Raw genomic sequence first — 12,481 nt, 5'->3', positions numbered from 1 at the left:
AAAACGGCACTGCTTAATGGCAGTACCGTTTTTGTGCTACTTGCTTTCTGATTTCTGAGTTTCAGTGGTTGCAGCAGCTTTTTTGCTTTTGTGCGGGCGTCTGTTGCCATACGTGCCCTTTGTGATTTTGCCTTTTCTGGATTTTTTATCTCCTTTTCCCATAAGTAGTTTTAGTTAGTTAGCTGATGCCTCCTAATACGGGGAATAGATGGCAGTAGGTTATAAGTTTAAACTATAGTTACGTGAGCTCAGTCTATAGTTACTCCAGCAGTATGCGCTGATGTACTACCTGTTTGCCTGTTGCCGCCGTCAGAAAAAACAAGCCTTTGTATTGTTTCAGATCAGCCATAGGCAGTTCCAGTAAATGGCGGTCGCTTTTTACAGTTTTAGAATACACTACCCTGCCGGTCATGTCTTTTAGCTGCACCAGGGTTTCGAGATTAGCTGCGTTACTAATAGCGATATTGCAATCTCCGTTAAGGCAAGGATTTGGCACCAAGGCAATTTCTATAGTTTCAGAAGCATCCCATGTTACAGCTATAGTGTTAGAATAACTTGTGGTATTATCGAAGTCGACTTGCTTTAAGCGGTAATAGTTCAGGCCTTTCTGAGGAAGCTTATCTGTAAAACTATAGTTTGATGCAACAGATGTTGTCCCGCGCCCCTTCACTATAGCTATCGTTTCATAGGTTTTGCCATTTCTGCTGCGTTCCACATCAAAATGGCTGTTGTTGATTTCGCTGGCTGTTTCCCATTCCAGGTTAATGCCGCTTTCGGTAACCTTGCCTTTAAAGCTGGTGAGTTCTACTGGGAGAGGTGTAATAATGCCGCAATTCAACGACTCGTCAAAATGAATGGGAACTACGATCTTTTTGTTTTCGCCAGATTCTATCGTAACTCTGAGTATTCCGTCCTTAAACGAGTTGACATTTACCTGGAAAACTACAGTATTAAGTGTACTGGTAATCTGATCATCAGGAATTGTAATAAGAGGGCCCTGCACCTGACTTATAGTTATTTCTGTAATCGTTTCGCATATATCCTGGAAAAAGAGCTCTACATCGAGTTGGTCATTCTGTGGGCCTCCCGGTTGTTTCGGACGTTGTGTTACGCTCACATAACCTATAGCATAACATTCATCTTCAGAAATATAAAAGCAATCCTGGGGATCTACCTGGTCGGTTTGCGCGAACACAGAATCGGGCGTTAATGCACAAAATAGCAGGCAGGAGAGTATAATGGGTAGCGTAAATTTCTTTTTCATAGCGTGGGTATTTAGGTACAGTCTCACGTGGCATCAGCTGCATACCCGGCGTTAATGGGTCACAAAGTGGTTTGCCCGAAGGCAGGGTGTGGCACTATGGCCAGCGTAGAGGGGAGTGTGCTGCGCTTACAACCAGGAAGGTAAATCGCCTGACTTGTGGCTGTCTGGCGTAAGCGTACCGGAAGAAGATCTTGAGGCACAGCCTGCAACAGCCAAACATATGCAGCGGCTATATACAGGTGTACGATTGCTGTACTTTCACGTTAGAATTACATTGACCTTTTTCGTGAAAATGAGTGCAAAATAAGTGAATTGCTTATAGCACTACCCTGAGAAACAACTTAGTAAAAAGCTAAACCTTTTCGTCCTTGCAGCTGTTACAAAAAGATGCTTTATGCTGTTGAGATGCGCAATTTCCGTAATTATAGCCCGCGTCAACTATAGGATAGGGTATGCCGGATAAACTGCTTCTAAAAGTAGGAGGGTATTCGTAACTTTACACAATTATTAAAAGAAAGAAAATGGCTGCAGCAACGGCATTTACTGTTGCTAACAAAGCTGGCGCTACTATGGCAATAACTCCCGACTACAACATCGACGAACTCGACGCACGTCAGAATATTATTATAAAAGGCGCACGGGTGCATAACCTGAAAAACCTGAGCGTGGCTCTGCCGCGCAATCAATTTATAGTTGTTACCGGCCTTTCCGGCTCGGGCAAATCATCGCTCGCTTTCGATACGCTGTATGCCGAAGGGCAGCGCATGTATGTGGAAAGCCTTAGCTCGTATGCCCGCCAGTTCTTGGGCCGTATGGACAAGCCCGATGTAGATTATATCAAAGGCATTAGCCCGGCCATTGCCATCGAGCAGAAGGTAAGTATAAAAAATAACCGCTCTACGGTAGGTACCAGCACTGAAATTTACGATTACCTGAAGCTGCTCTATGCCCGCATTGGCAAAACGATTTCTCCTGTTTCAGGTGAGGTGGTTAAAAAAGATACGGTAACAGATGTGGTTAACTTTGTTTTCTCTTTAGAAGATGAAGCCCGTGTGATGATTCTGGCGCCGCTGTTACAACACAAGGATCGTTCGCTGGCAAAAGAGCTCGACCTGTTATTACAGAAAGGGTATTCCCGGATTTATGCCAATAACGAAGTCTACTTTATAGAGGAGTTGCTGGAGCAGAAGAATCCGAAGCTTGGCAAAGAAGTTTACATCCTGATCGACCGCGCAGTAATCTATAAATTGGACGAAGACCTGCAGTTCCGGATTGCTGACTCGGTGCAGACTGCTTTTTACGAAGGGCAAGGCGAGTGCCGCGTAAAGTATGGCGATGGCGAAGAGCGCGTGTTCTCCGATAAATTTGAACTGGATGGGATAGTGTTTGAAGAGCCATCGGTTAACTTTTTCAGCTTTAACAACCCCTACGGCGCCTGCCAAACCTGTGAAGGTTTCGGCTCTGTGCTTGGTATAGATCCGGACTTGGTAATTCCGGACAAAAGCCTGACTGTGTACGAAGGAGCCGTTGCGCCCTGGCGATCAGATAAAATGAACGAGTGGCTGCAACCTTTGGTAAAAAACGGCATCCGCTTCGATTTTCCGATTCACCGCCCTTATAACGAGCTTACAGAAGCCGAGCAGGAATTGCTTTGGACCGGTAATAAGTATTTTGAAGGTCTGAACGATTTCTTCAGGCATATCCAAGGGCAGACGCATAAAATTCAGTACCGTGTTATGTTGTCGCGTTACCGTGGGCGCACTACCTGCCCCGAGTGTAGAGGTTCGCGTTTGCGTAAAGATGCCAGCTATGTAAAAGTAAGTGGCAAGAGCATAACCGATCTGGTTTTAATGCCGATTACACAGGTATTGCCATTTTTCAGGGACATTGAGCTTACCGAGCACGAGCGTAATGTGGCTGACAGGCTGGTAATAGAAGTGGCAAACCGCCTGGGCTACCTGGAAAGGGTTGGGTTGGGCTATTTAACGCTAAACCGACTTTCCAACACACTTTCCGGTGGCGAGAGTCAGCGTATTAACCTGGCAACATCGTTGGGTAGCGCGCTGGTTGGTTCTATGTATATCCTGGATGAGCCAAGCATTGGGCTGCATCCAAAAGATTCTGAGCAATTAATTGGTGTGTTGCGCACATTACAGCAATTGGGCAATACGGTTATAGTTGTAGAGCACGAAGAAGAAATGATGCGTGCGGCCGATCAACTGATCGATATTGGTCCGGAAGCTGGTTCGGGTGGTGGTAACCTGATGTTCCAGGGGACTTTTGATGAACTGGCTGAAAGAGGAGACACATATACCGCCAAATACCTGAGTGGTCGCATGGAAGTGCCGGTGCCAGCGCAACGGCGTAAGTGGCGCAACGCTATTGAGCTGATAGGTGCCCGCGAAAACAACCTGAAAAACCTGAGTGTAAAGGTGCCTTTAGGAGTGATGACCGTGATAACCGGAGTAAGTGGCTCTGGTAAATCAACTCTGATCAAGAAGATTTTAGCGCCTGCTATGCAAAAGCTGCACGGTTCTTCGTCAGAATCTACAGGTAAATTCGATAAACTGGCCGGCGACTATAACAAGATAAAGCATGTTGAGTTTGTGGACCAAAACCCGATCGGTAAATCGTCGCGCTCAAACCCGGTTACTTATGTCAAGGCTTATGATGCGATCCGTACGTTGTATGCCGATCAGCCATTAGCTAAAGCACGAGGTTTTAAGCCGTCGCATTTCTCGTTTAACATTGAAGGCGGCCGCTGCGAAGTTTGCCAGGGCGAAGGACAGGTGAAAATAGAGATGCAGTTTATGGCCGATATTTACCTGACCTGCGAGAGCTGTCACGGACATCGCTTTAAGCAAGATATACTCGACATAAAGTATAAAGAGAAGAGCATCTCCGAAGTACTGGACATGACCATTGCCGACAGCATCGACTTCTTTGCTGATCAGCCAAAGATCATCGAAAAGATGAGGCCTTTGAATGAAGTTGGTTTAGGTTATATCCGGTTAGGGCAGTCTAGTAATACCTTGTCAGGTGGTGAGGCGCAGCGCGTAAAACTGGCATCATTCTTAACCAAAGGCGCACAGCCACACCAGGAAGATATCCTGTTTATTTTTGATGAGCCAAGTACCGGTCTGCACTTCCATGACATCAGTAAACTGCTTACATCCATTAACGCGCTAATCGAGAATGGCAATACCGTCGTTATCATCGAGCACAACATGGACATCATCAAATCGGCAGACTGGATCATAGACCTTGGTCCGGAGGGTGGTACAAACGGTGGTTATTTGCTGTTTGAAGGCACCCCGGAAGATATGGCTAAGCTGGACGATAACCACACAGCCAGATTTTTGAAGGATAAACTATAGTTGGAACTATAGCTAATAGACGAAAGCCGCAGTAACTGTAAAGTTGCTGCGGATTTTTTGTGTCTGAAACAGGATTTACAGGATTAAAGGATTGGGCTTTTGGCTATATTAAAGTTATAGTTTTATAGTAATTGTTTCTCCGCTGGCGCGGGTTTGCAACCCGTGTCTAACTATGGTGTTGAGTTTGTAACTCAACTGGCCCGGCAGGGACAGGCAAAAGTAGTGGCAGTGGCTATTGTTCTATAGTTACCGTGGTCCAACCACCCCCTCCTTGTCTAAGACGGGGAGCTTTTCAGCCTTTGCCATAGTTTATCCATCGTTTTATAGTTAACAATTAACCCACCCCTGCCCCTCCCGAGAGGGGAATTTTTGCTTTTGGTATAGTTACGCCTATGTTTTATAGGTACCGTTTTAACACCCCTGTAGTCCCCTCAAGGGGACAATTGCTGCTATTGCCAATTTCCAAACTATAGTTCTATAGTTATAGTCCATGAGCAGGACAGGTTTACCTGTCCCTTTGAAACTATCACCACGGTAAATCTCGAAGCGAGCAGGTTCAAACTATAGATGCTGGTTACTATGCGAAAGATCGCAGTCTTTGGGTGGAGCGCCTTTGATTTGTTGCGGTGGCGCAGCCAACCCGAGGGACGAGGGAAGCAAGAAAGCAGCAGCGCGATGCCCGAAGACGGGGCCTCCCGGCCGTGAGGGCAACAAAGCTACCTATAAGAACTATAGGTAAGTAGAGCTCCCAGGATTGGAGGGGTTTTGAAAAGAAGGCTTGGTTCAAATTGTAGCAAACTATAAGCTGAGATAGATTTCTCCTAACACCGAAATGACAGAAACATATAAACCATAAATTGCTAACTTGCCGTAAAGCAGCGGAAGCTGTTAATCAACTATAAATTCATCATCAAACTATAAAACATGAGAAAACGAATTGTTGCCGGAAACTGGAAAATGAACAAGACCTACGATGAAGCGCTATCGCTGGTGTCGGAGATCGATAACATGGTGAAAGACGAAGTGACCGGTGATGTAACCGTAGTCGTGGCACCACCTTTCCCGTTCCTGCAAAGCGTAGGAAAATTAACCCAGGGCAACGATAAAATGTTTCTGGCTGCCCAGAATGTGAGCGAGCACGAAAGCGGCGCTTTCACCGGCGAAGTATCGGCAAGCATGCTGAAATCGGTTGGTGCGGAGTATGTGATCATCGGCCACAGCGAGCGCCGCATGTACCACCACGAAGATGCCCAGACACTGTATAAAAAACTGAAAGCAACTATAGCGCAGGGATTAAAACCAATTTTCTGCTGCGGCGAGCCATTGGAAGAACGTGATGCGGAAAATCATTTTGAGTATGTCGGTAAGCAACTGCACGACAGCCTCTCGTATTTGAGCAACGAAGAATTTGACCAGGTAGTAGTAGCGTATGAACCGATCTGGGCGATTGGAACAGGCCGCACAGCCAGCAGTCAGCAGGCACAGGAAATGCATGCTTATATCCGTGAGCAGCTATCCAGAATGTTTGATGCGGAAGCTGCTTTTAACTGCTCTATACTATATGGCGGTAGCTGCAACCCGGGCAATGCCAAAGAGCTTTTCTCACAACCAGATGTAGACGGCGGCCTGATCGGGGGAGCGTCGCTGAAATCAAGAGATTTTGCTGATATTATTAAATCGTTTTAATATTAAAATATAAGGAACCAGAAAGGCTGCTAATACATTATGTTGGCAGCCTTTTTTGTTGCCGCAAATCGTTATCTTTGAGTAAAATGTGAGTTATGCCTATTGTTTTTACTTTCTGGCTGGCACTTCTGCCTTTTCTTAGTCCTGATGCTCCTGCTCCGGAACCTGCTATAGTTGGCAACGATTATTGCAGAATTTATGGTTCTGTTTACCTGGAGCGCGACCCAAAGTACCGGAACGAAGCCTCTCATACTGTTTTCCTGGGTGAGGAAGAAGCCTTTGCCGATATGGTAGTGTACCGCGAGAACAATAAACTCTTTGCGGATGCTACGGCTGTTTGGTATATTACACCTAGCAAGGCGTTTGCAGATCACATTTTATATGTAACCGATAACCGAAACCTGGCAGATATAACGGTGCACTTTACAACGGTGCGCTCATTTGCCGCTTGCCGCGAATAACACATACCATGGATTTTATAGAAGTAACTTTAAAAGTAAACGCTGATTTCGCGGATATATTTACCGCCGAACTGGGAGAGCTGGGCTTTAACGCCTTTGAAGAGAATGAAGAAGGTTTTAGTGCCTACATTGATGAGGCTGAATTTAGCCAGGAGGCGGTCGAGGAAGTAGTAAACCGCTATGCAGCAATGGTGCAGGTAGAATATACTATCCAGAAAATAGCGCGCCAGAACTGGAATGAAGAATGGGAGAAAAACTTTGAGCCGCTTTTTATCGGTGATAAAGTATCTGTTCGTGCATCGTTCCACGAGAAACCAGCCAAGGCGGAATACGATATCGTGATCAACCCGAAAATGTCGTTTGGCACGGGTCACCACGAAACCACCACGCTTATGATCGAAAACCAGCTGACGCTGGACCACCAGGGCAAACGTGTGCTGGATATGGGCTGTGGTACTGGTATACTGGCCATTATGGCCGGCGAATTGGGCGCCTCAGAAATAGTAGCCGTTGAGATAGAAGACTGGACCGTAGAAAATGCCCGCGAAAATGCTGAGCTGAATGGGTACGCAACGATAGATGTACGCCTGGGCGGTGCTGAAACTATAAAAGGAGACCAGCCTTACGATATCATTCTTGCTAATATTAACCGCAATGTTTTGCTGGAAGATATGCCTGCTTATGTAGCGGTTCTTAAAAAAGAAGGCTACTTACTTTTAAGCGGATTTTATACCGAAGACCTATCGATGCTGCAGGAACGGGCAACCGAACTGGGGCTAACATACCTCTCGCACCGCGTAAAGAACAACTGGGTTTCCGCGATTTTTAAGAACAGCTAACACCTTAACAGTACTGCTATGAGGTACAAACTTTTACTCTTTTTATTTTTAGCCACAACTATTATAGCCCAGGCACAGAGCAAGTTCTCCAAAAAGCCGGACGAGTTTATTGCTGAGGCCAAAGCGCTGATGGTAGCCGGAAAGCTACCTAATGCCGAGCAGCTGAACAGCGAGCTGGACGCTATCTGGAACGGTGGTAAACTAACCGATAAGCAGAAGGACCAGGTAATAGATATCGCGCAGCAGATGTATCGTAAGAAGATGCGTTCTAACCCGCACTTTTCTGATTTCTTTACCATGCTGGCAGCAGGCGTAAACAAGCATAACCTGAGCGGAAGCAGCCTGAACAACATGCTGGATGTAACGGCCAAAGCTGTTGACAGTGAAGACATAGCAGGTTTAGGCAATTTTCTGAACACAAGCAGGTTGTACCTGACCACCGGCCGTGTCTTCCAGAAGCCGAACTATAGATTATATGCTACAGGCGGTAATTTCAGTTTTGTGTATGAAGGTGCCAGCAAAAAAACAGACGATAAAGAGACGCAGGGCACAAGCGAGTGGGATAATATCTCGTGGGATGATGAAGTAAGCTCCGAGGAAGAATCGATAGACGATGGCTGGGGTGCTCCTGTTGTAAAACCAAAATCTGAAGAGCAAAAGAAGGAAGAAGCTAAAAAAGCAGCACAGCGCCGCAAAGCAAACCAGAAGCAAATGTACATCCCGGCTCAGCCTGCTATTTCCGGCCCTACGCTGAAGCTGGAAAATGTTGACATTGTTTTTGCAACCAACTTCGACTCCACAGCCATTCAGAAAACCAGCGGTCAGTTAATGCTGGCCAAGGGCATTTTTGTAGGCGAAGGAGGTTCCTACGACTGGGAAGCAGGCGGCAGTAAGGCTTCGGCTATTTTCAGGAAGTATAATTTTGACATCACCTTTGCCGGTTTTAAAGCCCCGGATGCAACACTTACCTACAATGCAGTGCTGGCCGAGCCTGTAGAAGGTGCTTTCGAGTTCAGGAGTACAAAACGTGGTGTGAAGGGCGAAAAGATGTTTCCAAGGTTTGCCTCTTTTACCAACGATGCAAAAATTAAAAACCTGGGCGAACGAATCAGGTATGTAGGTGGTTTCTCGCTGGCAGGCGACCTGATCGGCAGCCGGGCACTGGATGAAAGCTTATCGGAGATTTCGGTAGTGGATGGCGGAAAACGCAAGTTCAGTTCGCAGGCGCTCAACTATACCCTGAACGACTCAGTTATAGTTGCTTCGCGTGCAGCCGTATCTATTTACCAGGAGAAAGACTCTATCTCGCACCTCGCTGTGCAATTGCGTTATTCCAAACCACAGAACCGCCTTGTACTAACCAAAGACAAAGGCCCTTTTAGCCGCACCCCGTTCTATGATACCTATCATGAGATGGAAATTGTAGCCGAACGTGTTGCCTGGGACCTGAACACACCATTCATCAACTTCTCGGTTCTGAATACCAAAACTATCATTCCTGTTCAGCTGGAGTCTACGGAATATTACTCCAATAACAAGTTTCAGCAGATGGTGGGTATTGCCACGTTTCATCCGCTGGTAGCGCTGGTGTCTTATGGTGCTAAAACCAAAAAGAACGAGTTCTACGCCTCTGATGTAGCTAAATTCAACAAGGTAAACGAGCAGGCCATTAAACAGGCAGCACACAATTTATCCCGCGAAGGTTATCTGGAATATGACAACGCAACCGGCTATATCGCACTTAAGAAAAAAGCATGGTTGTATGTGGGTGCTTCTAAAAAAGTACGGGACTACGACCACATCGTGATCCGCTCTGTGGTACCGTCTGGCCGAAATGCTACCCTTAACATGGATAACAACAAGCTGGAAGTACGTGGGGTAAGTAAAATTGCTTTCAATAATGATACGGCCAGTGTTTACATCGTGCCGGACAGCAGTATAGTTCGTATCTTGGATAACCGTAATATTGAGTTTGGCGGCCAGATATTTGCCAGCAGTCTGGCCTTTAAAGGTTCTCAGTTCAAGTTTGATTATGATGAGTTCATGATCGATATGCAGCAACTGGATACCATTGCCCTGATCACCAGTAACCGCAAAGCATCGAGAGGTGAGGTTACAAACCAGGTGCTGACAAGCCGCTCCGGCAAACTGACCGGTAAACTATACATCAACAAACCCGACAACAAATCAGGAAAAGAATATTACCCGGACTACCCGAAGTTTGATGCCCCGGTTGGTGCGCAGGTTACGTTTAACAGGCCCGATGTATTAGGTGGCGCTTATGACAGTACCGTTTACTTCGATATGCCGCCCTTTAAGCTCGATAGTTTGAGCTCGGGTAAGAATACGATCGGTTTTGAGGGTACTTTCCACTCCGGAGGGATCTTCCCGGTAATAAAAACGAAGCTGATCATGATGCCTGACCAGACACTGGGCTTTTATCATCAGCCGCCCGCAAAAGGTCTGCCTGCTTACGGCGGCAAAGGTATAGCCTACGACACGGTGATGATGAGCTCGCAGGGTATACAAAGCAAAGGCACACTTACGTACCTTACCGCTACCCTGGAAGCACCGGAGTACACTTACTACCACGATGCGGTGAAAACGCAGAAAGGCGCTACGGCAACTATAAAAGAAGAAAAACTGAACGGCACGGAGTTTCCGGTGGCTACGCTCAACAACTTCCAGATGAACTGGCTGCCGAAAGTCGACTCGATGTACCTGACCACTACCAAAGAACCAATGCTGATCTATAAAGAGAAGTACAAGTTTAAGGGAGTAGCCAAGTTGTCGCCGGGCGGTATGTATGGTAATGGCGAGCTCGATAACCCGGTTGCCAACGTTACTTCGCCAGGTTTCTTATTTAAGCAGCGTAGCTTCTCAGGTAATAATTCACAGATGATCGCGAAGTCGGACGTGCAGGTAAGGCCGGCAATAAAAGCGCAGGGCGTGGAGTTTAACTATGACATGACCAAAGGTGCGGTGGATTTCGGTATTGAGAAAGTAGGGGCGGCAAGTATAGAATTCCCGAGAGCGCAGTACAAAACATCGATGCGCAGTGCCCGCTGGGATTTTGCTACCGAACGCATTACCCTGAAAGCAGACGAAAAAGGCGGCAAGAACTACTTTTACTCTATGCACCCGGAGCAGGACTCGCTTAACTTTATGGCGGGTAGCGGTGTGTATGACCTGAAGAAGAATACGATCCTGGCGGGTGGTGTGCCTTACATTGCCGTAGCCGATATGTATGTAATTCCAGACAGTGGTAGAGTAACCGTATCCGCAGATGCAACTATACGCACGCTGCGCAACTCGCGTATTTTGGCCGACTCGGCGCAGCAGTACCACAAACTATACCAGGGTAACCTGGATGTAAAAGCACGGAAATTACTGAACGGTACAGCTTACCTGGATTACCTGAACGCTGCCGAAGATTCGTTTAAACTACATTTTACAAACTTTACGTTCGATAATCCGCAGGGCAAACGCAAACCGATCTATTCTTTTGCAACAGCCACTGTAGAAGAAAAGGATAAGTTCTACATCTTTCCGAGGATCATGTTCCGGGGTAAGGTGCTGATGCATGCTACCAAGCCTTACCTGGATTTTGATGGCGAACTGAAACTGAACTTTACCGGAAATGAGGCTGCTTCTGACTGGTTTGCTTTCCAGAAAGATACCCTGAACCCAACCAATGTCCGTATCCCGATCCAAAAAGCAAAAGCTGCCGACGGAACGCCACTGCGAACAGGTATTCACGTTTCTGCAGCCACGGCCACACTATACAACACCTTTGTTTCGCAGAAGCAGAACGAAGATGACCTGGACCTATTCCTGGCCGACGGCGCTATTTCTTACAACAAGGCCAATACCGAATTTAAGATAGGGCGCGAAGACCGTGCGTATGCCAACTCTTACCAGGGCAATGTGCTCCGTTATAGCGAGGCTACCAACAGGCTGCACTTCGAAGGTAAAATGAACCTGCTTAAATCTACCCGTAACTTTAAGGTAGAAGCTTCAGGTAATGGCTCGGCCAACGTAGACAGCAGCCGTTACAACATAGATGCCTTCCTGGCTTTTGATATGGAAATGCCGGAGCAGGCACTTATGGCAATGGCAGAGCACATGGAAGAAAACACGCAGAGTGCGCCAGAAGCCCTGGATGGCAGTGATGCGACATACTATAAACTAGGTGAATTTATCGGGGACCGTGGCGTGCGAAAATATATCAGCGAATCGGGTGGAAGCTACATTCCATTGCCTAAAGTAGATAAATCGCTTATCCGCAGCCTGATACTAAATAAAGTGGATCTGAAGTGGTCTAATGAGCAGAAGGCATGGTATAGTACCGGCAAAATTGGTGTTGCCAGCATCCTGAAAGATGATATAAATGCCATGGTTGATGGTTACATGGAAATAAAGCAGGACCTGAACGGCGAGCCAGTTATGAATTTATATTTACAGGCGGATCAGTATACCTGGTATTATTTTAGCTATTTTGAGAACGGATTAACCCTGATAGCCTCGAACGACAAGTTTAATAAAGCTGTTAGAGCAAAGTCGAAGAGGGGCCGTGGCACCACTACCAACTATGGTTTTTACCCGGGCGAGACCATGGATAAAAATACTTTCCTGGAGCACATGAGCAAAAACTACCTGAATGGAAAGTCTGGGTTTAAGGTAGCAACACAGCAACCTGAGATCGATTCTACAGACAACATGGATGTTTTGGATGAAGCGCCTAAGAAGGAAAAAAAGAGAAAAAAGAAGAAGGGCGGAGAGACTGAAGGTGGAAGCGAGCCCGGACCAGATAACCAGTAACTATAAATATAGCGTATACCATTTATGAGATGC

At 46.6% G+C, this 12,481-nt stretch carries 7 protein-coding genes; 5 read left to right on the top strand and 2 right to left on the bottom strand.

Going from position 1 to position 12,481, the window contains the following annotated elements:
• Nucleotides 1-36: 36 nt before the first annotated feature.
• The gene (locus tag KYK27_RS16640) at nucleotides 37-162 is read right to left on the bottom strand and encodes a 30S ribosomal protein THX (RefSeq protein WP_162428455.1); all 126 of its coding nucleotides are present in this window, start codon (nucleotides 160-162) and stop codon (nucleotides 37-39) included.
• A gap of 97 nt (nucleotides 163-259) precedes the next feature.
• On the bottom strand, nucleotides 260-1,264 hold the full coding sequence (locus tag KYK27_RS16635) for a T9SS type A sorting domain-containing protein (protein WP_199111440.1): 1,005 nt from the start codon (nucleotides 1,262-1,264) through the stop codon (nucleotides 260-262).
• Between the two features lie 521 nt (nucleotides 1,265-1,785).
• Here KYK27_RS16635 and uvrA point away from each other — a divergent pair.
• The 5 genes from uvrA (at nucleotide 1,786) to KYK27_RS16610 (ending at nucleotide 12,448) form a co-directional block, all read left to right on the top strand.
• Nucleotides 1,786-4,641 carry an excinuclease ABC subunit UvrA gene (gene uvrA / locus KYK27_RS16630; RefSeq protein WP_370583653.1) on the top strand — a complete coding sequence of 952 codons (2,856 nt, stop codon included), beginning with the start codon at nucleotides 1,786-1,788 and terminating at the stop codon, nucleotides 4,639-4,641.
• A gap of 924 nt (nucleotides 4,642-5,565) precedes the next feature.
• Entirely contained in the window at nucleotides 5,566-6,327 is a 762-nt protein-coding gene (gene tpiA / locus KYK27_RS16625) for a triose-phosphate isomerase (protein WP_199111439.1), read from the top strand.
• A 95-nt stretch (nucleotides 6,328-6,422) separates the two neighbouring features.
• The gene (locus KYK27_RS16620) at nucleotides 6,423-6,788 is read left to right on the top strand and encodes a DUF6150 family protein (RefSeq protein ID WP_199111438.1); all 366 of its coding nucleotides are present in this window, start codon (nucleotides 6,423-6,425) and stop codon (nucleotides 6,786-6,788) included.
• Between the two features lie 8 nt (nucleotides 6,789-6,796).
• A complete protein-coding gene (gene prmA, locus KYK27_RS16615; protein WP_199111437.1) occupies nucleotides 6,797-7,627 on the top strand; it encodes a 50S ribosomal protein L11 methyltransferase in 831 nt (276 codons plus the stop codon).
• Nucleotides 7,628-7,645: 18 nt separating this feature from the next.
• Nucleotides 7,646-12,448 (top strand): hypothetical protein, encoded by a 4,803-nt coding sequence (locus tag KYK27_RS16610; protein ID WP_199111436.1) that lies wholly within the window; start codon nucleotides 7,646-7,648, stop codon nucleotides 12,446-12,448.
• Nucleotides 12,449-12,481 lie beyond the last annotated feature (33 nt).

Origin of the sequence: Pontibacter populi (assembly GCF_019336435.1) — a bacterium.
GTDB classification, from domain to species: Bacteria; Bacteroidota; Bacteroidia; order Cytophagales; family Hymenobacteraceae; genus Pontibacter; species Pontibacter humidus.
The sequence above is the reverse complement of the archived record's forward strand: the minus strand, read 5'-3'. Positions and strand labels throughout refer to the sequence as shown.